Below are 24,861 nucleotides of genomic sequence, written 5' to 3'. Positions count from 1 at the left end.
ATTCCCAACCCTCCCATTTTAACTGAATAGGATTCTTTGTTGTGAATTGCTTTCAAAATTGTATTTTAGCTTATAATTCCCAACGGTAGCTGTTGGTGCAACTGGGACTCCCGTGTTGTGAATTGCTTTCAAAATTGTATTTTAGCTTATAATTCCCAACAACAAGATTCTGAATTTGCTGATAGAATTTGTTGTGAATTGCTTTCAAAATTGTATTTTAGCTTATAATTCCCAACGAAAATATACTAAAGGTGTCGAAACACCTAGTTGTGAATTGCTTTCAAAATTGTATTTTAGCTTATAATTCCCAACTGCAGATTCATTGACGTAGATTCTAATTGCGTTGTGAATTGCTTTCAAAATTGTATTTTAGCTTATAATTCCCAACAATAAAGACCATCTAACTCTAATTGTGACAGTTGTGAATTGCTTTCAAAATTGTATTTTAGCTTATAATTCCCAACGCATTAGACAAACAAACAAAGCAGTACAAGTTGTGAATTGCTTTCAAAATTGTATTTTAGCTTATAATTCCCAACCACCATCACACAATGTCAATAGGTTGCTTAGTTGTGAATTGCTTTCAAAATTGTATTTTAGCTTATAATTCCCAACTCAAAACTTATACTTTACTTTAACAGAAGAGTTGTGAATTGCTTTCAAAATTGTATTTTAGCTTATAATTCCCAACAAGACAAATGATTATTATAATGTAACGACAGTTGTGAATTGCTTTCAAAATTGTATTTTAGCTTATAATTCCCAACACGAAAAATATAAAACATTACTTATCCATAGTTGTGAATTGCTTTCAAAATTGTATTTTAGCTTATAATTCCCAACTGACCAAAATATGGGGCAATACCTGCATGAGTTGTGAATTGCTTTCAAAATTGTATTTTAGCTTATAATTCCCAACACACACGTTTGTACTTACTGTGGGTTTAGTGTTGTGAATTGCTTTCAAAATTGTATTTTAGCTTATAATTCCCAACAAAAGTTGATAAAATAATTAGACTTATTGTGTTGTGAATTGCTTTCAAAATTGTATTTTAGCTTATAATTCCCAACACCTAAGCCCAACAAATATACACAAATCTAGTTGTGAATTGCTTTCAAAATTGTATTTTAGCTTATAATTCCCAACAAACGCTTGCGTAGCCTCAACTCCTCAGAAGTTGTGAATTGCTTTCAAAATTGTATTTTAGCTTATAATTCCCAACTGATGCTGCACAAGTACATATTCATATCTGTTGTGAATTGCTTTCAAAATTGTATTTTAGCTTATAATTCCCAACTACTGTTAATGAATTGTATGGCGGTTATATGTTGTGAATTGCTTTCAAAATTGTATTTTAGCTTATAATTCCCAACAAAATCGATAACGCTGATGCGAAAGCGAAGTTGTGAATTGCTTTCAAAATTGTATTTTAGCTTATAATTCCCAACTAAAATAAACCAAGAAAATCAATTACAAATGTTGTGAATTGCTTTCAAAATTGTATTTTAGCTTATAATTCCCAACAAATAATATAAATATTAACCTATTACATAAGTTGTGAATTGCTTTCAAAATTGTATTTTAGCTTATAATTCCCAACAGATGCTTCTGTTTGGGAAACAACACCGTTGTTGTGAATTGCTTTCAAAATTGTATTTTAGCTTATAATTCCCAACATCTATTGTTATAGATAAGTCTACAGCTATGTTGTGAATTGCTTTCAAAATTGTATTTTAGCTTATAATTCCCAACCAGTAGAATTTGAAAATCAAGGAGAACCTAGTTGTGAATTGCTTTCAAAATTGTATTTTAGCTTATAATTCCCAACTTATTATGATTATCACAACTGTTTGATATAGTTGTGAATTGCTTTCAAAATTGTATTTTAGCTTATAATTCCCAACTTCATTTAATGATATTGCTGATACACTTGTGTTGTGAATTGCTTTCAAAATTGTATTTTAGCTTATAATTCCCAACAACGAATAAAAATAGAATTTCCATAGTATCGTTGTGAATTGCTTTCAAAATTGTATTTTAGCTTATAATTCCCAACCTCTTTCAAACGACTATGTTACAAGAATTGTTGTGAATTGCTTTCAAAATTGTATTTTAGCTTATAATTCCCAACACACCAAAAGGAATACCCGTTTATTATAGAGTTGTGAATTGCTTTCAAAATTGTATTTTAGCTTATAATTCCCAACATACCGCGATTCAATCGTTTGATATGTTGGCAGTTATGAGCTTATTTTGAAAATGAAAAGAAGTGGTGCTTGTTTGGTGTAATACAGCGAGTTAGTCTGTTTTCTTATCCTGTACCATTAAAATAACTCTAATTGTTGTGAAGGTTTGTCTGTTTCTACTTGCTTTTTACCGTAAAAAAGTTCCATCATCCCAAATTGTTTGTCGGTTATTTGCATCACACCAATTTTTCCATGTTCGGGAAGATTGTTTTTTATTCTTTTTCCGTGCACTTCGGCATTTTCTCGGCTGGCACAAAATCGCATATAGATCGAAAATTGAAACATAGAAAAACCATCGTCTAATAATTTCTTGCGAAACGAACTAGCAATTTTACGCTCTTTGCGTGTTTCGGTTGGAAGGTCAAAAAATACTAATATCCACAAACTTCTATATTGGTTTAAACGAGTGTAATTATCGTCATACATATGCAGGGTATAAAATTTTCCTTGCTGTTCCTTCAAAGCATTCCTGTAAGGAATGCGTTGTTCTACTCATTGCAACCATCAACGGACTGTTTTTTCCATCAATGAAAACATCAATACTGGCAATGTTCAATAATTGTTTTTTGATATCAATCGTCAATTCTTCAAAAGTATCTTCAGTTTCCATAATATGGCATACTATCAAATCTACATAGGGACGATAGGGTTCCATAATATCATCCGCAAGGCAATAGGCATTGTATTTGTTGCGATGAAAAATGCCCAAAGTTGGCAACATCCCAGAACTAACAATTGCTCTAGCTGTAATGGCTCGTAAAATGGCATATCCATAGTTCAATAAATTGTTTGGTGGGATTCCTTTTTGTCCTCTAGTAAAATTTTCTACTGTGATGAGGTTTTGCCAATAAAAAACAGCGGCTCTCGATTCGTGATTTAAAGCATCTCCTGAAGTCACTTCTTTTGCCCAAAGTTCCATTTTTCGACACGGAATTCCTTTTTCTTTGAGCAATCCTGCTTGGTTCATAATTTTGGAGCTAATAGTTTGTTGCCACAAATTCTTTTTGAGAGGGACGGAAGCATTAATTTGGTTCTTAAACCGCTCCGATTGTTCTGTATGACCATTCAAAGGCATTAACAAACCAATAGGTAAATGAAATTGGTCACAATTAATTAATGCCACATTGTTATTAGTTAGTTTTTCGAGTAAACCATTGGTAATTGTGATTTGTTGATTTTCCAGCACGACAACTCCAATATCTTCAATAGCGACTGTTTTTATTTCTAGTTCTTTGTCAGGATATGAGATTACTATTTGTTCATTTTTCGTGCTTAAATACGCTGGGTTACCGAAGAAAAGAGTACGTTTTATCATCGTTTTTGGATTTAAAAATGCTCAATTAAAATTTTGGCTAAAGCCTTTTGATATATTATATATTTATGATTGGGCTAAAGCCCAATCCTATTCATTTTAATAGTCTCCAACTTTTGAAATGCATCTGTATATTAATTACCTCATTTTATGAATTGCCTCTAGCTTTAGCTGGAGGGAAAAAATGATAATAATATAAATGGCTTTAGCCAAAAAACTATTCTTTTTGAAATTTATATTTAGCAATAAATTCATCATATTCTTCCTGATATGTTTGTTTGCTATGATGTTCTTCTTGATTTTTAATGTAATTTCGAACTTTATCAAGCATAGATTCCGAAACCGAAACAGCAAAATATTCATCTTGCCATTCAAATTTCTCTAAACACAATTTATTTTTGTTAATCCAAAACGAAGATTCCCCTTTGATGAGTTGCGTTACTTTTTGAATGGTTTGATCTGCTTCTATAGAAACCAAACAATGGCAATGATCGGTATATCCATTAACATGATCTACAAAAATCACTTTCTCTTGGGCATTTTCTTTGATATGACGCCACACTTTTTGTCTTAATTCTTTGCTGTCCAAAAAAGGAATTCTGTTTTTTGTACTCCAAACAAAATGAATATAGGTTTTGATGTATGACATAATTTGATTATTATATTGTTCTCATTTTTGAATTGCCTCCAGCTTTAGTTTTTGAATTGCCTCCAGCTTTAGCTGGAGGGATATAATAATTGATTTTGAATATTGGCTTTAGCCGAAATATTTTGGCTATAGCCATTTTATATATTTCTATTTTTGTCGAATGGGCTAAAGCCCAATCCTATTGAATTTAGCTGGATAATAGATTATAATTTGCTCTTTTTTGGTGCTCAAATAAGCGGGATTGTCGAAGAAAAGGGTGCGTTTTATCATAATTAATATTCTCCAAGTTGAACAATTTGACCTAAATGATTGATACGGACTTTTATTATATCTTTTAAATTATTAGCGCTTTGAATTACTTTAAAAGTAATACCTTTTAATTCTTTTGGTGTTTCAATTTGAGTTTCTAAATGATGTCTAAACCAAAAACCTGAAAGAAGGGACCCAAACTTCTGCACTCTAAAAATATTAGGACTTATCAAATGATAATTACTAGAGTTTAATAAATCCATTTCGTGTGGATTGAAACTCTCTGACGGAAATATAAAAAACTCATTTTGCTTCATAGAGAATAGGAACTCCCAACCTTTTTTGTGATTTTTGTTGATAACGGATAACCCTAAATTTATACGAACAACAGCATCATAAAATGAAACTACTTCTTCTTGTAGATTGCCTTTTTCGTCTTTGTAAATAGCCACGTGATGATTATTTCCTGTACTCACAAAATCTACTGGAATTGGGTTCTCGTTTTCATCTAAAATTTCGTTGCCTAAATGATCTTTCTTGGTATGCAAGGCTTGCGCATTGCTCACACCACTTATAGTTACTCGTTTTATCGCAATTCCTTTTTCTTTGTTTTGCCAAATTGGATTTTCGTCTAAATTCACGAAAGCTTTTTTAGCATCGCCACCAAATTCTGCTAAACGGTTTTCTAAAATAGTTTTCAAACCCGAATCCATTACTTTAGCTGTGCTTTTTATGTCTTTGAAATTATCAGGTGTAATGTCTTTTCGTATTGTATAATTGTCCTCTAACCATACTATTTTTACCTTTTCAGGTACTACAATATTATCTTTCAAACTAATGTAAATTGGTATTTTGTTTAAAGCATTTTTACCTGTAAATGCTTTTTTAGAATCATTGTTATTTTGTTGCAATCGTTTCAAAAGTGCTTCTCGATATTCTTTTTTGGCAACTTTAGCGATGTATTCTTTAGTAAATTTAGCGTTTACGCTTTCTTCTTTAGTCTCATAACGTTGCAGTTTTCCGTAAACGGTTTCTTTATGTAATTGCCCACGAGGTGTAAGTTGAATTTTTTGATTTGTACCACCACTTTTTTTAGTAATATTCTTGTTTTTGGTAACGACTTTGTTTTTGGCTTTATAAGAAATCAAAATGTTTTCAAGTTGCTTTTTGGCTTCTTCTCTAAAGTTTTTCATTGGAGATTTAAAACGTAGTTTGTTATTTTTATCTCGCTCTAAATATTTGGTTTCTATTCCGTAAATCGCTCCGGCTTTTTTCTCTCCTTGCGTTTTTGCATTCAAATTATTCAAATACTGAATATAAGCAGGTTTAGTGAATGCAACTGTTATTGCGTCCATAGCGTGGTGGCGATGGTCATTTCGTTTTGTCCAATCCAGAATTTTATATAAACGTTCTCCATTTTTGCCTTCTTCCTCTTTGGTTAACCCTAATTTATGGTATTTGTCCCAATTAAGTTCTTTCATCACATCAACTAATTCCCAATCTTCACGAAGTTTGTCGGTTACACTTCCAATTGTTGTAGTTACATTTCTGGAGACCTCCAACAAAATTTCTTTCGCTTTTTTTGCAATGTATTGTGTTTCTCGTAATTGACGGGCAATAAAATCTTCTGGAATATCGCTGTCAGCCATCAAAAGCTTATTTTGCTTGGTTCTACTGACTTTTCCAAAAAGCCCTCGAACCCTTTTTTCGAATTGGTCAAATTCTTCGGGAGTTAATTTTTCTTTTAAAAATGAATAGGCAGTTTTGTTACTTTTATCAATATTTAATTGGCGTTCACAAATTGTTTTATTAGAAAAACTATCGTCAAACAAACGTGATTTTGGAATAATATGTTCAATATCATACTCTTTAGAAAACAGCTTTGATGGTTCGATTGGTTTCCCTGTATAAAGCGAAATTCCATCTGACTCTTTCCAAAGTTTATAACGAATAATATCGTTTCGAGTTACCCGATGGATTCCAAATTCGGTGTGTAATAATTTTCTAATTTGTTCGTGTTCAGCGGTACTTTTGTTGATTTCTTTTGTCATTTCGCTGCGCTGTTCGTTGTTGTTTTTCAACTCACGAGCCAATTCTACACGAATTTCATCAGGTTTCCCCATTGTTGAGTCAGCAATAATAGCATTAATCACATTAATCATCTGATTTAGGATTTTCTCTACCACAGGATTTCTCAAACTGTTTTTCTTGAGTAATTCAAGAGTGTTTTTTAGAATTCTTTCATTATTTTGTTCTGTCGTTAATGATGATGAATGGTTGTAGCCGACTAATAAACAGGCTTTGTCATAAATATGTCCGTCCATCAAATGTGGCAATATTTTTTTTATGGCTTTAGCACTCAAACTTCCGTAATCTGCTTGCAGTTTTACATTCAAAAGAAATGGAATATGATTGTCTTTAAAACCAAATTTTGTCATTAAAGTTTTTTTCAAGGGTTCGTCTTCCTCCGACGAATATAGCAAATGCCATAATTGATAATAGGGCTGTTTGTCGAAATCATTGCCTTGAATTGTTGTATCAAAATTCAATAATTTGGTATTAATTTCTAAATCCGAAAAGACTGATTTTATTGTTGTTTTAATATCAATTGCATCTAATTTTGAAATATCTAATTCATCATTACCTTCTAAAACTAAAATTTTCTCAAATGCTTTGTAAATTTCGGTATTGGTTCTATTGCCTTCAATTTTTTTGAAATTAACCGAGTATTCTGCTTTTTTAAGTCCACAAAAATTGAGTAATTGTGAGTCAGTCATACTATCTTTAAACAATAATTCTTGAGTAATAAGTTTTTTTAAATCTTCGTCTAAAAGGAACGGTTCTTTTGTAATTTCATTTTTAACAACAACATTGTTCAAATTCTGCCAAATTCTAAATTCTTGAAATAAAGGAGACGATTTTGGAATGGCTTTATGTCCTTTTTCAAATTCACAAAAACTTACTAAATGCTTTTGAGATTTAAGTTTTCGTTGGTAGAAAATCGTAATATCTCGAACTTCTGATTTGAGTTTGTCATTTAATTCAGGATGAAATCGTGTCTGTGTTTCCCAAATGTTTTCAAACTCATCTAAATAATCTCGACGATAAAAAACTTGATTTTTTAGTTTTGAATGTACATTTTTTTGAAGTTGTTTGTACTGAAATTGACCAACCGTTTCTTGATTGAAGTACAATTCCTTACTTCGGTCGCTAATAGCTCCAAGGTAACCGCTGGATTGATTAATTTGATTGTTGATTTCAGTAAGAATAAGGGCCAAAACTTTCAAATCTAGTTCGTTTGTCAAAGCTTCATCTCTCCACTTGTAATGTTGCAGTTTGGTTTCTTCCCTAGTTCCTTTGTTTTCTGCAAGTTCTATTTTTAGAGTTTTAGTAAAATGTTGAGAAGTTTGTGTTCTCGATTTTCCTTGAATATCTTCAAGTAATTTATTGTTCATTTGTTCTGAGTGAAATGGATTTTGATAATAAACAATTTTTTCCATTTCTTTCTGTAAATCAGAACGATAAAAGTCGGGGATATATTTGCCTCCATTTGATAAAGAATTAAAAACCCATTGACCAGGTGTTAAATTATTTTCAAAAATTTCTTTGGCAATTTTCATTCCGTCAATTGCTTCTCCTTCTTCGGCAGTTTTGGCTTTTCGACTGCTTTTATAACCTCGTTTTTTGTTCAACATCAATAAAACCTGAACCAATTCTTCTTTTGTAACGGCTTCAACAGCTGCTTTGGCTCTTAATTGATATGAAGAAAAAGTAGTTTCTTTTCCAGTTTCGGCATAAATAAAATCACGAGGAATGAATTTTATTTTGCTAAAAGTTTCTAATAAAGCATTTCTTCTTTGTTTAAAACGCTGTAAACCTCTTCTTGCTCCTCGTTTTAATGTTCTATCAGCATTTATTGAGATTGTATTGCCTTTTTTGAAATCAGCTTCTTCATCTGTACTAAGCGGAACAATACGAACCCCTGTATTTATAATGGATGAAGTTTCATTTTCGCTTTCTGATTCGTTTATAAATGACCAACCTATTGATGTTGTCCCCAAATCCAATCCTAATATTTTCTTCATTTTATAACTGTATTTTATGATAATTTTTCACGGACTGTAAATTAATCTCTAAATTTAACAATAAAAAAATTACCTTTTTTATGAAAAACCACATTCGAACATTAAAACTTTTATTGTATCATTGTACTACAATTTTGAGCAATTCACAATAAGGATTATTCCGTTGTGAAAACATTCAAAGCGGCCTCAAAAGGGTCGCTTTTTTTATTTTGAAATGTATTCTAAATAAAACCTCAATTCCTAATTCTTAAATCTTAAATAAATTATCTTTGCGCACTGAAAAAAGTCCTTATGCAATTTGATTTATTACAAAAAGATCCACATACTAAAGCTAGAGCTGGAAGTATTACCACTGATCATGGTGTGATTGAAACCCCAATTTTTATGCCTGTTGGTACAGTAGCTTCAGTAAAAGGGGTGCATCAGCGGGAATTGAAAGACGATATAAACCCCGATATTATCCTTGGGAATACCTATCATTTGTACTTACGTCCGCAAACTGAAATATTGGAAAAAGCAGGTGGGTTGCATAAATTCATGAACTGGGATCGTAATATCTTGACCGATTCTGGTGGCTATCAAGTGTATTCGCTTTCGGCCAATAGAAAAATCAAAGAAGAAGGCGTAAAATTCAAATCACACATTGATGGTTCGTATCATTTTTTCACACCCGAAAATGTGATGGAAATTCAACGGACAATTGGGGCCGATATTATTATGGCATTCGACGAGTGTACACCATATCCTTGTGATTATAGATACGCTCAACGGTCAATGCACATGACCCACCGTTGGTTGGATCGATGCATCAATCATTTAGAAAAAGTGCCAACAAAATATGGGTACGATCAAACTTTCTTTCCAATTATTCAAGGAAGTACGTATAAAGATTTACGTCAACAATCAGCGGAATATATTGCCAATTCAAATCAACAAGGAAACGCTATTGGCGGACTTTCGGTAGGGGAACCCGCTGAGGAAATGTACGCGATGACTGAGGTGGTTTGTGAAATCCTTCCTGAAGACAAACCTCGCTACTTGATGGGTGTTGGAACTCCAATTAATATTCTAGAGAATATTGCTTTAGGAATTGACATGTTCGACTGTGTGATGCCAACGCGAAATGCGAGAAACGGAATGTTGTTTACAGCGCATGGAACGATTAATATTAAAAACAAAAAGTGGGAAGATGATTTTTCTCCAGTTGATGAAATGGGACACACTTTTGTAGATACAGAATATACAAAAGCCTATTTGCGTCACTTGTTTGCCGCCAATGAATACCTTGGAAAACAAATCGCTACGATACATAATCTTGGGTTTTATATGTGGTTGGTTCGTGAAGCAAGAAAACATATCTTAGCAGGAGATTTTAGAACTTGGAAAGACATGATGGTTCGCAATATGAGCCAAAGACTTTAAAATAATTATGAGTTATGAATTATGAATTATGAGTTAGCTTGTAGTTTATAATTCATAATTCATAACTCATAAATAAAATATGTTAACAATATTAGACAAATACATATTAAAGAAATATTTATCGACTTTCTCGGTTATGTTACTTTTGTTTGCGCCTATTGGCATTGTAATAGACGTATCTGAAAAGATCAATAAAATGATAGAAAACAAAGTTCCAATTATGGAAATTTTGGTCTATTATTTCAATTTCACAATTTACTTTACCAATCTTCTATTTCCTATATTTCTATTTTTATCTGTGATTTGGTTTACATCAAAACTAGCAAACGACACAGAGATTATAGCTATTTTGAGTTCAGGGATTTCTTTCACAAGATTCTTAAGGCCTTTTATTATTGGTGCTTCCATCGTATCTGTTTTTATATTATTAATGGGTTTTTTTATTGTGCCAAAAGCCAGTGAAGGATTTAATAATTTTAGATATACATATCTTAGAGGTGATGGTAAACAGGTGATGCGAGGTGATGCTACGGATGTTTTTCGTCAAATTGCCAAAAATGAGTTTATTTATGTAAATAGTTTCAATGCAGAAACTAAAACGGCTTATAATTTTAGTTACGAGAGATTTAATAAAAACAAATTACAATATAAAATTTCGGCTAGAAGAATCCAATGGAACCCTAAAACTAAGAACTATACCTTGTATGATTTTGTTAAAAGAACAGTAGGGGAGTTTGGAGATAAAATAGAAAAAGCGGATCAAAGAAATGCCAAGTTTAGTTTTGACTTAGAAGATTTAACCCCTGTTATATATATTGCCGAAACCTTAGATTTAGGAAAATTAAACCGGTTTATAGAGAAGGAGCGAGGTAGAGGTTCTTCTAATATTAACATATATCTAGTGGTATTGTATAAAAAATACAGTATTCCAGTCTCCGCATTTATTCTGACAATTATTGCTGTTGCTGTTTCTTCTATGAAACGTAGAGGAGGAATGGGGATGAATTTAGCAATAGGAATTGCAATTGCTTTTTCGTTTGTGTTTTTTGATAAAATATTTGGAACTTTAGCTGAGAAATCTACTTTTCCCCCTATTATAGCAGTTTGGTTTCCTAATTTCATATTTGGAATTTTAGCAATATTTTTATTACGAAATGCTAAACGGTAAATTAAGTAGTTATTTAAATCTTCATTTAATTGTATTTATTTGGGGATTCACAGCAATATTGGGTGCCTTAATTTCAATTAATGCCGATTCTTTAGTTTGGTATCGCATGCTTTTTGCTAGTGGTTTTTTATTTCTTTATATCCTTTTCAAAAAGAAATCCTTTATAATTCCGACAAAAGAGTTTCTGAAATTAATTTTTGTGGGACTATTAATTGCGGTTCATTGGATATTTTTTTTCAAAGCCATTCATTTATCTAATGTGTCTATCACGTTAGCAATTTTTTCATTGGGAGCATTTTTCGCCTCATTATTGGAACCTCTTTTTTACGGAAGAAAAGTACTTTGGTATGAAGTGTTTTTTGGGCTTGTCATTATTGCTTCTTTATCTTTAATATTAAAGGTTGAAATTAATTATTTTGAAGGAATGATTTATGCTTTAATTTCAGTGATTATTGGTGTTTTATTTACACTGATGAATGGAAAGTTAATTGTAAAAAATGATTCGGCAGTTATCACTTTTTATGAATTTATTTCGGGCGTTTTCTTTATATCCATCTATTTTTTATTCGATAATAAATTTACTCCTGATTTTTTTGTTTTGACATCAAATGATTGGATTTTAATTCTAATTCTCGCTTCCATCTGTACGGCTTACGCTTTTACTGCATCAGTAAAAATAATGCAACAACTCTCTCCTTATACAGTGATGCTTACCACTAGTTTAGAACCTGTTTATGGAATTATTTTGGCATATTTCATCATAGGCGAGAAAGAGAAAATGAGTTTTGAGTTCTATATTGGAGCTATAATAATTGTAGCTACAGTTATCTTAAATGGTATCATAAAACACTATTTTAAACCTAAATAATAATAAATTTAAGAGTGTTTTTCTATCAATTTATTTGCATTTGAATAAGAAAAGTAATGTTTTGATAATTTTAAATTTTATATTTGCAGTTCGAATTAAAACAAAAAATATACATAATATGGAATATTTAGATTTTGAACTTCCAATAAAAGAATTAGAAGACCAGTTAGAAAAGTGTCTTACTATTGGAGAGGAATCGGAGGTTGATGTGACAACTACTTGTAAAAAAATCAACAAGAAACTCGAAGAAACTAAAAAAAATATTTATAAAAATCTTACTGCTTGGCAACGTGTTCAATTATCAAGACACCCCAGTAGACCCTACACTTTAGATCACGTAAGAGCGCTTTGTGGCGAAACTTTTCTAGAACTTCACGGTGATAGAGGTTTTAAAGATGACAAAGCAATGATAGGTGGTTTAGGAAAAATTGGAGGACAATCCTTTATGATTATTGGTCAACAAAAAGGATTTAATACCAAAACTCGTCAATATCGTAATTTTGGAATGGCAAATCCAGAAGGCTATCGTAAAGCTTTGCGATTAATGAAAATGGCAGAGAAATTTGGTATTCCTGTAGTTTCTTTTATTGATACTCCTGGAGCTTTTCCTGGAATTGAAGCGGAAGAACGCGGACAAGGAGAAGCCATTGCTAGAAATATCATCGAAATGGTGCGATTAACAGTGCCTATAATTGTGGTTATTGTTGGAGAAGGTGCCTCTGGTGGCGCATTGGGTATAGGAGTTGGAGATCGTGTTTATATGATGGAAAACACGTGGTATTCAGTTATTTCTCCAGAATCATGTTCCTCTATTTTGTGGAAAAGCTGGGATTACAAAGAGCAAGCTGCAGAAGCGTTGAAATTGACTTCAACTGATATGAAAAATCAAAAATTAGTTGATGATATTATTCCTGAACCACTTGGTGGAGCTCACTATGATAGAGAAACTGCTTTTAAAACAGTTAAGCAATATATTTTGAAAGGATTCAATGAATTGAAAGACTTATCAACAGACGAATTAATAGCTCAAAGAATGGATAAATACTGTAATATGGGTGAATTTAAAGAGTAATACCTTGTAATTTTATATAAAATCCGAAGCCTTACAGTTTCGGATTTTTTTATGGTTATTAACAAAAAATGATTGTTTATGAACAAATCTTTCTAATAACTCTATAGTAATATTTTTTAATTTTTACTTAATTTCGCTTCATGGAAAATGTCAAAAATTATAACCCTGCTAAAGCTGATAGAACAACTATCATCAACCTTGAAAAAGGGAAACTCCCGCCTCAGGTAATAGATTTAGAGGAGGCTGTGCTTGGAGCAATGATGATTGATAAGAAAGGTGTTGATGAGGTAATTGATATTTTACAACCAGATGCTTTTTATAAAGAGGCACACAAACATATTTTTGAAGCAATTGTACAGTTATTCACAGAAACGCAGCCTATTGACTTATTAACAGTTTCTGCTCAGTTGCGTAAAAATGCAAAGTTAGACTTGGCTGGTGGCGATTTTTATTTAATTCAGCTTACGCAAAAAATATCTTCATCTGCACATATTGAATTTCACTCTAGAATTATTCTTCAAAAATTTATTCAGCGAAGCTTAATTCGTATTTCTTCGGATATTATCGAAGAATCCTATGATGAAACTACAGATGTTTTTGATTTATTAGATAAAGCAGAGTCTAAATTATATGAAGTTACCCAAGGAAATATAAAACGGAGTTCTGAAACAGCGCAGAGTTTGGTTTTACAAGCTAAAAAACGAATTGAAGAAATAGCCAATCAAAAAGGATTAAGTGGGGTAGAAACTGGTTTCACAAAACTGGACGCCATTACTTCTGGTTGGCAACCTAGTGATTTAATTATTATTGCTGCTCGTCCAGGTATGGGTAAAACTGCATTTGTACTTTCAATGGCTCGTAATATTGCCATCGATTATGGACATGCAGTGGCATTGTTTTCATTAGAGATGTCCTCAGTTCAGTTGATTACCAGGTTAATTTCTTCTGAAACAGGTTTGTCATCTGAAAAATTGAGAACAGGAAAATTAGAAAAACACGAATGGGAACAATTAAGTGTAAAGGTTAAAAATTTAGAAAAAGCACCCCTTTTTATTGATGATTCTCCATCGCTTTCTATTTTTGATTTAAGAGCAAAAGCAAGACGTTTGGTATCCCAACATGGTATTAAAATCATTATTGTCGATTATTTGCAGTTGATGACTGCCGGTGGAAATGGAAAAGGAGGAGGTAATAGGGAACAAGAAATTTCGACAATTTCTCGAAATTTAAAAGCATTGGCCAAGGAGCTAGCAGTTCCAGTAATTGCCTTATCTCAGTTGTCTCGTGCAGTGGAAACTAGGGGTTCAAGTAAAAGACCATTACTTTCTGACCTTCGTGAATCGGGTGCAATTGAGCAAGATGCCGATATTGTATCGTTTATTTACCGTCCAGAATATTATAAAATTGAAGAATGGGATGATGATGAACAATCACCTTCGGCTGGTCAAGCTGAATTTATGATTGCCAAACATAGAAATGGTTCGCTTGAAAACGTTCGCTTAAAGTTTATAGGAAATCTGGGTAAATTTGATAACCTTGAAGATTTTAGCGGAAGTTATGATGACTTACCATCAAAAATGAATCATGATGATAACCCTTTTCAATCCAAAAACCTTCCATCTCCAAATGAAGCCTTTGGTAGTAATTTGAATGAGGAAGAAGAAGATGATGATATGCCATTTTAGAAAATAAATTAAAATTCGCTTTATGAGCGAATTTTTTTTTTGTCTTTTTAAAAAAATAAAACAAGTATCTTTGAGATATAAAATTTTTAAAATGATTTCAAAAAAGATATTCTTTATCCTATTAATCCTTTTTTCTTTTACAGCAAAGGCTTCTTTTATCTTGTTGCCAATGGATGAAACTACGCAACAAAATCATTTAAAAGCCTATGGAATTACCTATTGGTGCATCGAAAAAAAATACAAATCCAGCTGGTTACTCAATTATAGAGGTGGTTCTTTTTTATTTCCAGATGCACCAGAAATCAGAAAAGAATGTCAGATTCGAGGGGTGAGTTTTGAAGTGTTAAGTGATACTGAAACGAATCAGATTCTAGAATTAATAGCCAGTCCTTCCCAAAATATGGAAGCAGTTGTTCTAGAAAAAGCGCCTAAAATTGCTGTTTATACACCAAAAGGGAAACAGCCTTGGGATGATGCCGTAACGCTTGTTTTGACCTATGCCGAAATTCCTTTTACGCCTATATATGACGAAGAAGTTTTAAGTGATCAATTGATACTTTATGATTGGTTGCATTTGCATCATGAGGATTTTACGGGGCAATACGGGAAATTTTATGGATCCAATAAAAATTCACTTTGGTACATTGACCAGAAAAAAGAGGCTGAAAATTTGGCATCGAAATTGGGTTATAAAAAAGTTTCGGAAGAAAAATTGGCTGTAGCTAAAAAAATAAGGGATTTCGTAATTGGTGGTGGGTTTATGTTTGCCATGTGCTCTGCAACCGATAGTTTTGATATTGCTTTAGCGGCTGATGGTGTCGATATTTGTGAACCCATGTTTGACGGTGATGCCAGTGATGCTAATTATCAAACCAAAATAAATTATGGTAATACTTTCGCATTTAAAGATTTTATATTAGATCGGAAACCAGAACACTATGAATTTTCAGATATTGATATGACTGAAAAAAGAAGAATTCCAATGGAGAAAGATTATTTTACTTTGATGGAGTTTTCGGCAAAATGGGATCCTATTCCTAGCATGTTGTGTCAAAATCACACCCAATTGATAAAGGGATTTATGGGGCAAACTACATCCTATGATCAAACCCTTATTAAATCGAATGTACTTGTTATGGGGACCTGTGAACTTAACGGTGAAGCCCGGTACATTCACGGTGAAAAAGGAAAGGGAATGTTTACTTTTTTTGGAGGACATGATCCTGAAGATTACCAACATAGAGTAGGGGACCCCGCTACAGTTCTTGATTTGCATCCAAACTCTCCGGGGTATCGATTAATATTGAACAATGTTTTATTCCCTGCAGCCAGGAAAAAGAAAATGAAAACGTAGTTTTTCTCTTTTTTGAGAGTGATTTAATGAGTTATTTTAAAGAAAATTTAAACCAAATAGGAATGTGATCTGATATTTTTCTAGCTTCTTCTAGGGATTCAAAGCTTTTATGAAAAGCAATAATTCCCGAATGTATCAATTGTATTTTTGAAGTGTTGAAAAAGACATTGTCAAATTGTAAAGCCCAAACTCAAATAAATAGCTAGCGTTAAGAGACACCCTCTTGATTTTGATGACTTAAATGGTTTTCTGTACGACACACCAGAAACACCTGTTTCTAACTGATAAACCGTTGTTGCTAATTGATTCTGCCTTAGTTCTTAGGCTTGTAGAAATACCAGTTTCACTAATATTTAATCCTAAACCACCTCCCAAATTAATTCTTTTTGAATATCTGAATCTCATGATTAGTTAGCTTGTATGACATGAATTTGAGCAAGTTTTACAGCCATTGGATTGTGGATATGTTTTCTTTGCTTCTGAAACTGCATCTTTGCAATTTGAAAATTCTCCTAGATATTTTCGATTTTCAACTTTTGGTATATACCCACAAAATTCTGTATGTACTTCACGATCTCCATTGGTTTGTGCATTTTTGTTTACATAATATTTCATGACTTTATTTTTTTATAATGGTTATTAGTACTTGAATTTTTGTGCTTTCCTCCCTTATGAGAACTTCCTTTACCGTTTTTATAATGTCCACTATAGGCATCAATAGGACTTCCCATAAAGAATAAGAATAAAGTAAATACTAGAGCCATTTTTTTATAATTTCTTTTTTTAAATTAATAATTCTCCAAACCTAAAAATTGTGAAAATCAATTCCTTACGGGAAACCGTAAAGAGGTGTAATAATTAAACTACATCAAATAGATACTGGCAATACACGAAATTGAAATAATGAGTTTCTTTTTTTGGTGCTTTCATTAATGCTATAAATTCATCCAAGGAAACATTAAAATACTGATGTATTGCTTGCAATTTAAATTCAATTTCGAGAACATTTTTGATCTCATCATATCCTATAGAAATGATGTTATGGTCGTTGACAGTGTAGCGGTTCATTGTTTTTTAGTTTTTCCAAATGTAATTTCAATTAAATAATGTTCCTTACGGGAAACCGTAAAAATGATTTATAATTCAAAAATGAATACTAATTTCTATGATTCACTTGATTTTAAGTTGTAATTTTCCTTTGTTGTTGCATGAGGGATTGAAGTGAAGCTCTTTCTTTATATGGCGTTTTTTTTGCCAAATAAAGAAAAGCGGGAGCGTAAAGCCCGACCCGAAGGTGCGAGGAAGAATGACGAAGTAACCTGAAGGGTCATGCCAAAATAAAACATAAAAAAAGATTTATATGAGTCCTAAATCTTTAGCAATTGCTATGAGGTGTACGGTATTGTTGGCTTTGAAATAGTCTTTGAGTTTGCCTATTCGTTTTTCGATGGTGGATTTACTATTAGGTTCTACACCTAATTCTTTAAACTTGATATCCATTTTTTCTTGGGCAATTCCATAGGAAAGTTGCTCGATAAGTTGGATGTCGTAATTGTCTATTTCGTGTATCATTTTGTCTTTTAAGATAAAAGATAAATTAGGAGCAATGTAATTCGTGTTTCCATCAAAAACATGTTGAATGGCTTTTTTGAGTTCGGGCATACTGTTTCGGCCTTTTAATACAAAAGCATCAATATGTAAATGTTCAAAAAGTGATTTTATGCGATAGGTTTTTTCTTCTACAGATAATACAATTACTTTTATGGTTGGTTGTAATTGTTTGATTGCAATGATTAATTCTTCACCTGAATTGAGCGTATTTTGCCTAAAATCTTCCTTAAAGGATAAATCGGTTAACAATAATTGATAAGGTTTCTCATCTTGTAAGGCCTTTTTTATTTTTAATAGCGCATCATCACAATACTTCACACTGTCTTTTTCAATAATATTCAATTCGTCTAGTGTATTTACCACAGCTATATTTATGCTGTCGATATCTTCTGCAAGGAGTACTTTTGAAAACATAATTTAAAATTTCTAGTGTGGAAAAATAATTTTGGCTTTGAACCCTTTCTGAGTTTCATTGTCAAAAGTAAATGTTCCATTTATAGTTTTTATGCGGTTTCCCACATTTTGCAAACCATTTTTGAATTTTAACGTTTTTGGGCTACCAACTCCATTGTCTGAATACTTGATTTCGTATTTTTTTCCTTTAGATTCAAAACTAAAAACGGCAAGACTGCATTGGCTGTGCTTTTTCATATTAACCAATAATTCTTGTACAATGCGGTAGATGGTTATTTTTGTTAATTTTTCAAGAGTATTCCAATTGATAACTTCTTGATTTTTAATTATTATATTGGTTTTTTCATTATTGAAGCTAGAAATTAGCATTAATAAATTTTCTTTAAAGTGTATGCCAGTATCAATTTCACTGTTTTCTAACGAAATGTTTCGTGTTCGGTTATAAATAGTTTCGATTTGGTTTAAGAAGTGTTCCTTTTTGTCAGTCATACTCAGATCTTGTGTCTCTGCAAATGTCATAGTATTGTACACATCGTTTGCTAGCTCGTCATGTAAGCGTTTCGAAATACGGGTTTCGGTGTCATATACTGTTTGTAATTTTTCCTTTTTGTTTTTTGATTTCCAAAAATAATATAGAAAAACGGTAGTCAAAACGCCAATTAATGTTATAAAAAGTAAAATCAAATTACGGTTTTTTTGTAATTCCAATTCAAGTGCTGCTTCTGCTTTTTGAGTTTTAAGTACCAGGTTTTCTTCTTTATCTTTTTTGGAATCGTATTTTATTTTAGCAAACTGATTTTTGGCTTTTTGTCTCACCTTTGTTATACTATCATTTATGAAGACGTATTTCTCGGAATAGGTTTTGGTTTGATTTCCAGTACCATTTTGGATTAATAAAGCTAACGATTCTAAGCGTTTATCAACTGAATTAACTTTAGTTGCTTTTTCGTATGCCTTTTGTGCAAAATCAAATGCCAATTTTTGGTTGGTTTGATTATAAAAATTAGTAAGGTGAATATAGCTTGTAACTATACCATTATCATCCTTCTTTTGTTTTTTTATTTTTAGGGCTTGTTTCAAATAAGCAAGTGCTAAAGGGCTGCCTACTTTAAAGTAAGAAAAACCCAAATTATCAACTGCTTTTGCAAATGATGCAGGTTCATTTATAACTTCCTTTTTCAAAGTCAATGGAAGTAAAATTTGTATTGCTCTGTTGTAATCGTCCTTTGCCATATAGGCTACAGCAATATTATGTTTTAATTTTAATTTTCGAACATCATCTATCTTTAATTTTAATCCATTGGTATAATATTCAATTGCATTGTCATATTCGAACAGTTTTACATTAACTATCCCAAGTAAGTTGTATAAGGAGCATTCGTAAGCTGGATCTATTGTGTTATTTAAATAGGGGAGGGCTTCTATAGCTGTAGCCTCACTTCCAGAATAATCTCCTTGATTTTGTTGGATTTCAGACATTTTAGTCAAAGAATATATGATCCTGGTAGTGTCGGTTTTTGTGTCGCAAAGTGATTTTGCTTCATTGTAATAATAGTAGGCACTGTCATTTATAGTTTTTTCAAAAAACGCATCACCAAGGTCCAGAAAAAAATCTATTTTTTTTACATCATTGTTTTTTGAGATTGTTGTTATAGGCTTATTTTCACATGATTGTAACACATGAAAAAATACGAGTATTAAAATGTAAATCGGGAAATGAAATTTGCTTCGAACCATTTCCCGAAAATACAGAAATTTAAAATTTATTTATACTTTTAAAAGAAAAAATTATTCCTTTTAAAAAGTCTTTATTGGATGATTTTAAAAAACTATCCATTTGCAATACAACCAAATTTTTTAAAGATGGAAATTATAATAAACCATTAGTCTGGTACGGAAAGGCTGTAGATGCAAAGAAGTTGGACTATTTCAATCAACCTGGATTACATCCTGAAACTGGTAAAACTTTAAAACCAATCACAAAATATATTTATGAAAAATACATTCATAATAAGGAGTAGTCCTTTACATTTGATTTTAGAAAATGAAATATAAAAAAAAACCCAATCTTTCGACTGGGTTTCTGTATAAGTAAGTAATCTTAAATTGAGTTGATAAAACGTTTATTTTACTTTATTAAGTATTGCTTTGAAAGCTACTGGGTGATTCATAGCCAAATCTGCAAGAACTTTACGGTTCAATTCGATATTGTTCTTTTTGATTTTTCCCATTAGTTCTGAATAAGACATTCCTTCTAAACGAGCTCCAGCGTTGATACGTTGAATCCATAAAGAACGGAAATTTCTTTTGTTCACTTTTCTATCACGGTAAGCATAGCACATTGCTTTCTCAACCGCATTTTTTGCAACTGTCCAAACGTTTTTACGACGACCAAAGAATCCTTTGGCTTGCTTCATTATCTTTTTTCTTCTTGCTCTTTTAGCAACTGAATTTACTGATCTTGGCATAATTTTTATGTTTTTTTGTAATAAGGCGACTTGAATTTAATCGAAAGTACTTAATGGCCCACTCCAAGGTTATTTTAAATTGTTTTAACCTAAAGAAATCTAGGCAATAGTTATTAGGCATTAGGCAAAAGTTTTAAAACTAATGGCTATTGGCTTTTTACTAGTGGCTTATTAGATGATTCTTAATTGTTGTTTGATACTTTTCATATCGGTTTTGTGAACTAACGCTGAGTGTGTCAAAGCTAATTTACGTTTCTTAGATTTCTTGGTCAAGATATGACTTTTGAAAGCATGTTTTCTCTTAATTTTTCCAGAACCAGTAACTTTAAAACGTTTCTTGGCGCTAGATTTGGTTTTCATTTTAGGCATTTTTTCCTAGTGTTTTAATTTATTCTTACTTACTTATCTTTCAGTCCTAAAGTTTAAAAGTCAAATGTCTTCAGGTCAGCAACTGACTTTGGACTTTATGACTTTAGACTTTATGACAAATTTATTTCTTCTTTTTCGGAGCAATAAACATAATCATTCTCTTTCCTTCAAGAACTGGCATAGCTTCTACTTTTCCAAATTCTTCCAAATCAGTTGCTAATCTCAATAATAAGATTTGACCTTGATCTTTATAAATGATAGAACGACCTTTAAAGAAAACAAAAGCTTTTAATTTTGAACCTTCTTTTAGGAATTTCTCAGCATTTTTTCTTTTGAATTCGTAATCATGCTCATCAGTCTGAGGTCCAAAACGGATCTCTTTTACTGTAATTTGAGTAGATTTAGCTTTTAATTCTTTTTCGCGTTTCTTTTGCATGTAAACGAACTTTTTATAGTCCATTATTTTACAAACTGGTGGCTCAGCATTTGGTGAAATTTCTACCAAATCCAATTCGAATTCGTCAGCTAATCTTAGTGCTTCGGAAAGTTTAAAAACTCCCGGCTCAATATTTTCACCCACAAGCCTTACTTCTTGTACTCCACGGATAAGGTTGTTTATTCTGTGGGCATCCTTTTTTTCTACTCGAGGTTGATAACCTCTATTGCTTCTTATTGCTATGGCTTTATAATTTAAGTTAAACTGTAAATGTTTTTAGTGTTTTGCCTATTTCTTCATTAACAATTGTGGCAAACTCTTCAATTGTAACGCTAACATTCCCTTTTCCTTCTTGTCCGTGACGACGTATGGATATGGTTCCGTTTTTCTCTTCTTCCTCGCCTACAATCAACATAAACGGGGTTTTTTGCATTTCTGCATCTCTAATTTTTCTACCAATTGACTCATTTCTGTTGTCAATCAGGGCGCGAATTTCGTGATTTTCTAGCAGATTCAAAACTTTTTTCGCATATATTTCATATTTCTCACTCAAACACAATATTATAGCCTGTTCTGGTATCAACCAGAGTGGGAATTTTCCTGCTGTGTGTTCAATTAATATAGCGATAAATCGTTCCATAGATCCAAATGGCGCTCTATGAATCATAACTGGTGTGTGCAATTGATCGTCTGAACCTTTGTATGTCAATTCAAAACGTTCTGGTAAATTATAATCCACCTGAATAGTTCCTAATTGCCATTGTCTTCCTAGCGCATCTTTTACCATGAAGTCTAATTTTGGACCATAAAAAGCAGCTTCGCCATAAGCAACAACTGTTTTCAATCCTTTATCAGCAGCAGCATTAATGATGGCATTTTCAGCTTTCTCCCAGTTTTCATCAGAACCAATGTATTTTTCTCTATTTTCATTATCACGTAAGGAAATCTGAGCAGTAAAGTTTTCGAAACCTAATGATCCAAAAACATACAATACTAAATCAATTACGTTTTTGAATTCCTGATCCAATTGATCGGGAGTACAAAAAATATGAGCGTCATCTTGAGTAAATCCACGTACACGAGTCAATCCATGCAATTCGCCACTTTGTTCATATCGATATACAGTTCCAAATTCTGCATAACGCTTTGGTAAATCTTTGTAGGACCAAGGTCTCACATTGTATATTTCACAGTGATGAGGACAGTTCATAGGTTTTAATAAAAACTCTTCACCTTCGTTAGGAGTATTTATCGGCTGAAAACTATCGGCTCCATATTTAGCATAATGTCCAGAAGTAACATACAATTCCTTCTGTCCAATATGAGGAGTCACCACTTGTTCGTAACCTGCTTTCTTCTGTGCTTTTTTTAAGAATTGCTCTAGTCGATCACGCAATGCGGCACCTTTAGGCAGCCACAATGGCAAACCTTGACCTACTTTTTGGGAGAAAGCAAATAATTCCAATTCTTTTCCCAATTTTCTGTGATCACGACGTTTGGCTTCTTCAAGAAGTTCAAGGTACTCAGTTAGGTCTTTCTGTTTCGGGAATGAAGTACCGTAAACACGAGTCAATTGTTTGTTCTTTTCATCACCACGCCAGTAAGCACCAGCAACACTCATTATTTTTACGGCTTTTATAATTCCAGTATTCGGAATATGGCCACCACGACATAAGTCAGTAAAAGTAGAATGATCACAAAACGTAATCGTTCCATCTTCAAGATTAGAAATCAATTCTGTTTTATAAACATTGTCTTTGTAAGTCTCGAGTGCTTCCGCTTTAGAAACAGGACGTAGTTTGAACTCGTGCTTCTCTCTAGAAATTTCCAAAATACGAGTTTCAATCTTTTTAAAATCCGCTTCTGTGATTTTTTGATCCTCAAAATCCACGTCATAATAAAATCCGTTAGAAATTGCTGGTCCAAGAGTTAGTTTAATTCCTGGGTACAATTCTTCAAGAACCTGAGCCATAACGTGCGAAGTCGAATGCCAAAAAGCTTTCTTCCCACCTTCATCATTCCAAGTATATAAAACAAGACTTCCATCTGTCGTCAAAGGAGTTGTCGTTTCTACTATTGTACCATTAAAAGAAGCCGAAATTACATTTCTAGCAAATCCTTCACTAATGCTTATAGCAACCTCCATTGGCGTTACATTTGGTGCAAACTCTTTAACTGTCCCATCGGGCAAAGTAATCTTAATCATTGTTTTTAATTTTGTGAATGCAAATATAGCGCATTACTAAAATACATACAATATATAAGCACAAGTTTATACATTATATATAGTATAAGAATTTCTGGGAGCTTCATCCATCTCTTCGTTTCAATCTTGTTCAATCCAGTCTATTTTTCTAAGCATAAAAAGGAGCTTCCTTTGGTCGCTCTTTTTCTGCAAGAAAAATTAGTCTTTCTTTTCACAAGGATTTCCACTACGATCAGGGCTATGGCATACGTAGTCATCAAGATGTTTCTCCTTTATATAATCTGTTCAAGTCATTATATAGTACTATAAAAGCCAATGCTTTTGAAAATAAACATGTATCTCAGTTCACCATCTTCTAAAATCTGCGTGCCTACCTTTAATCGAACAAAGCAGAATTGTTTTTAAAGTTATCTTTCTCCTTATATATAGGAATAGAAAACCAGATCAAACGAGCTTATTGTAAAATGAAACCTCACTGATTTTTAATTAAAGTAGCTTGGCTATTACCACATCTTCCATAATCTGCTAAAATCTGCGTGCCAATTAACCTTCCAATAATTTAGAATAGATAATATAATCATCTTTCACCTTATATATAGGAATAGAAAGCAGTGTCAGACGAGTTAATCGGAAAGTAAAACCCGAATGATTTATGAAAAACAGTTTTACATCAAAGAAATCAGCATAAATCAGGGTTTCAAAAGTGGGAGAGCGTGGTTTCGATTCTATTTTTAAAAGCAAAATCCGCTTTTTCCAACAACCTTCATTATCTATAACGCTAATAAACTCGCATTCCAACCATAACCGCTGACCAAAAACAAAACCTCAAACACCCAAAACCGATAGAATTCTGAAAAACGTGGCTATTAGAATCCTAAAATCCAAAAAACTTTGGGATTTAAATACCGAAAAACCAACAACTTAAAAAATACTTTAAAAATAGTTTGCAAAAGGTCTTGAATAACTAAATAAACCCACTACTTTTGCACCCGCAATGAGCACGAAGTTCTTTAAAATACTGACAAGCATTACAAACAAAAAGGAAGATTTATTTTCTAAATAAAGTTTAAAAAAAGCTTGTGAGATTTAAAAACGAGAGTTACCTTTGCACCCCGCTAAACGAGCAACGTTCCTTGATAGACTGATAAGAAGATTGATAATAAGATGGAAAAAAAATATTTTTCAAAAGATTTTCAAAAAGTCTTGCCAGTTAAAAAAGAATAGTTACTTTTGCAGCCGCTAACCG

Annotated in this window: 21 protein-coding genes and 1 CRISPR repeat array (1 of these 22 only partly in view); of the genes, 7 read left to right on the top strand and 14 right to left on the bottom strand. The window is 32.3% G+C overall.

Annotated features, from left to right (window positions below):
- Nucleotides 1-2,208: a CRISPR direct-repeat array (repeat unit 46 nt; unit sequence GTTGTGAATTGCTTTCAAAATTGTATTTTAGCTTATAATTCCCAAC) (it extends 1,024 nt beyond the left edge of the window).
- 117 nt (nt 2,209-2,325) lie between these two features.
- The 4 genes from cas2 to cas9 all read right to left on the bottom strand — a co-directional run bounded on the left by cas2 (nt 2,326) and on the right by cas9 (nt 8,542).
- Nucleotides 2,326-2,673: a CRISPR-associated endonuclease Cas2 gene (gene cas2, locus E0F76_RS14190; RefSeq protein ID WP_132007423.1), complete on the bottom strand. Its 348-nt coding sequence runs from the start codon at nt 2,671-2,673 to the stop codon at nt 2,326-2,328.
- Nucleotides 2,666-3,562 (bottom strand): type II CRISPR-associated endonuclease Cas1, encoded by an 897-nt coding sequence (gene cas1, locus E0F76_RS14185; protein ID WP_132007420.1) that lies wholly within the window; start codon nt 3,560-3,562, stop codon nt 2,666-2,668. The genes cas2 and cas1 overlap by 8 nt, the downstream gene beginning before the upstream one ends.
- A 214-nt stretch (nt 3,563-3,776) precedes the next feature.
- Nucleotides 3,777-4,208, bottom strand: coding sequence for an IS200/IS605 family transposase (gene tnpA, locus E0F76_RS14180; RefSeq protein WP_132007417.1), 432 nt, complete (start codon nt 4,206-4,208; stop codon nt 3,777-3,779).
- Between the two features lie 272 nt (nt 4,209-4,480).
- Nucleotides 4,481-8,542, bottom strand: a complete 4,062-nt coding sequence (gene cas9 / locus E0F76_RS14175; protein ID WP_132007414.1) for a type II CRISPR RNA-guided endonuclease Cas9 — start codon at nt 8,540-8,542, stop codon at nt 4,481-4,483.
- A gap of 291 nt (nt 8,543-8,833) precedes the next feature.
- Between cas9 and tgt the strand changes: the two genes are divergently transcribed.
- The 6 genes from tgt (at nt 8,834) to E0F76_RS14145 (ending at nt 16,111) form a co-directional block, all read left to right on the top strand.
- Nucleotides 8,834-9,964 (top strand): tRNA guanosine(34) transglycosylase Tgt, encoded by a 1,131-nt coding sequence (gene tgt, locus E0F76_RS14170; protein ID WP_132007411.1) that lies wholly within the window; start codon nt 8,834-8,836, stop codon nt 9,962-9,964.
- A gap of 79 nt (nt 9,965-10,043) precedes the next feature.
- The gene (locus E0F76_RS14165) at nt 10,044-11,132 is read left to right on the top strand and encodes an LptF/LptG family permease (protein WP_132007408.1); all 1,089 of its coding nucleotides are present in this window, start codon (nt 10,044-10,046) and stop codon (nt 11,130-11,132) included.
- Nucleotides 11,119-12,000 carry a DMT family transporter gene (locus tag E0F76_RS14160; RefSeq protein ID WP_132007405.1) on the top strand — a complete coding sequence of 294 codons (882 nt, stop codon included), beginning with the start codon at nt 11,119-11,121 and terminating at the stop codon, nt 11,998-12,000. The genes E0F76_RS14165 and E0F76_RS14160 overlap by 14 nt, the downstream gene beginning before the upstream one ends.
- A gap of 118 nt (nt 12,001-12,118) precedes the next feature.
- Nucleotides 12,119-13,072 carry an acetyl-CoA carboxylase carboxyltransferase subunit alpha gene (locus tag E0F76_RS14155; RefSeq protein ID WP_132007402.1) on the top strand — a complete coding sequence of 318 codons (954 nt, stop codon included), beginning with the start codon at nt 12,119-12,121 and terminating at the stop codon, nt 13,070-13,072.
- A gap of 140 nt (nt 13,073-13,212) precedes the next feature.
- Complete coding sequence (gene dnaB / locus E0F76_RS14150) at nt 13,213-14,757, top strand: replicative DNA helicase (RefSeq protein ID WP_132007399.1); 1,545 nt, start codon at nt 13,213-13,215, stop codon at nt 14,755-14,757.
- 91 nt (nt 14,758-14,848) lie between these two features.
- Nucleotides 14,849-16,111: an asparagine synthetase B gene (locus E0F76_RS14145; protein ID WP_132007396.1), complete on the top strand. Its 1,263-nt coding sequence runs from the start codon at nt 14,849-14,851 to the stop codon at nt 16,109-16,111.
- Nucleotides 16,112-16,348: 237 nt separating this feature from the next.
- Here E0F76_RS14145 and E0F76_RS20045 read toward each other — a convergent pair whose 3' ends face one another.
- The 6 genes from E0F76_RS20045 to E0F76_RS14120 all read right to left on the bottom strand — a co-directional run bounded on the left by E0F76_RS20045 (nt 16,349) and on the right by E0F76_RS14120 (nt 19,615).
- On the bottom strand, nt 16,349-16,516 hold the full coding sequence (locus tag E0F76_RS20045; protein WP_132007393.1) for a DUF4236 domain-containing protein: 168 nt from the start codon (nt 16,514-16,516) through the stop codon (nt 16,349-16,351).
- A gap of 6 nt (nt 16,517-16,522) precedes the next feature.
- Nucleotides 16,523-16,726, bottom strand: coding sequence for a hypothetical protein (locus E0F76_RS14135; protein WP_132007390.1), 204 nt, complete (start codon nt 16,724-16,726; stop codon nt 16,523-16,525).
- Nucleotides 16,723-16,875 (bottom strand): hypothetical protein, encoded by a 153-nt coding sequence (locus E0F76_RS19370; protein ID WP_165932711.1) that lies wholly within the window; start codon nt 16,873-16,875, stop codon nt 16,723-16,725. The genes E0F76_RS14135 and E0F76_RS19370 overlap by 4 nt, the downstream gene beginning before the upstream one ends.
- A gap of 94 nt (nt 16,876-16,969) precedes the next feature.
- Nucleotides 16,970-17,179 carry a KTSC domain-containing protein gene (locus E0F76_RS14130; protein WP_132007387.1) on the bottom strand — a complete coding sequence of 70 codons (210 nt, stop codon included), beginning with the start codon at nt 17,177-17,179 and terminating at the stop codon, nt 16,970-16,972.
- 288 nt (nt 17,180-17,467) lie between these two features.
- Nucleotides 17,468-18,136, bottom strand: a complete 669-nt coding sequence (locus E0F76_RS14125) for a response regulator (RefSeq protein ID WP_132007384.1) — start codon at nt 18,134-18,136, stop codon at nt 17,468-17,470.
- Between the two features lie 12 nt (nt 18,137-18,148).
- A complete protein-coding gene (locus tag E0F76_RS14120) occupies nt 18,149-19,615 on the bottom strand; it encodes a tetratricopeptide repeat-containing sensor histidine kinase (protein ID WP_132007381.1) in 1,467 nt (488 codons plus the stop codon).
- A 332-nt stretch (nt 19,616-19,947) separates the two neighbouring features.
- Between E0F76_RS14120 and E0F76_RS14115 the strand changes: the two genes are divergently transcribed.
- Nucleotides 19,948-20,157: a hypothetical protein gene (locus tag E0F76_RS14115; protein WP_132007378.1), complete on the top strand. Its 210-nt coding sequence runs from the start codon at nt 19,948-19,950 to the stop codon at nt 20,155-20,157.
- 102 nt (nt 20,158-20,259) lie between these two features.
- Here the strand turns inward: E0F76_RS14115 and rplT are convergent, their stop codons facing one another.
- The 4 genes from rplT to thrS all read right to left on the bottom strand — a co-directional run bounded on the left by rplT (nt 20,260) and on the right by thrS (nt 23,615).
- On the bottom strand, nt 20,260-20,604 hold the full coding sequence (rplT, locus tag E0F76_RS14110; protein ID WP_132007375.1) for a 50S ribosomal protein L20: 345 nt from the start codon (nt 20,602-20,604) through the stop codon (nt 20,260-20,262).
- A 171-nt stretch (nt 20,605-20,775) separates the two neighbouring features.
- Nucleotides 20,776-20,973: a 50S ribosomal protein L35 gene (gene rpmI / locus E0F76_RS14105; protein ID WP_022827375.1), complete on the bottom strand. Its 198-nt coding sequence runs from the start codon at nt 20,971-20,973 to the stop codon at nt 20,776-20,778.
- Between the two features lie 121 nt (nt 20,974-21,094).
- Nucleotides 21,095-21,652 carry a translation initiation factor IF-3 gene (infC, locus tag E0F76_RS14100; protein ID WP_407920993.1) on the bottom strand — a complete coding sequence of 186 codons (558 nt, stop codon included), beginning with the start codon at nt 21,650-21,652 and terminating at the stop codon, nt 21,095-21,097.
- 16 nt (nt 21,653-21,668) lie between these two features.
- Entirely contained in the window at nt 21,669-23,615 is a 1,947-nt protein-coding gene (gene thrS / locus E0F76_RS14095; protein ID WP_132007369.1) for a threonine--tRNA ligase, read from the bottom strand.
- Nucleotides 23,616-24,861 lie beyond the last annotated feature (1,246 nt).

Source organism: Flavobacterium cellulosilyticum, assembly GCF_004349355.1.
Lineage (GTDB): Bacteria > Bacteroidota > Bacteroidia > Flavobacteriales > Flavobacteriaceae > Flavobacterium > Flavobacterium cellulosilyticum.
The sequence above is the reverse complement of the archived record's forward strand: the minus strand, read 5'-3'. Positions and strand labels throughout refer to the sequence as shown.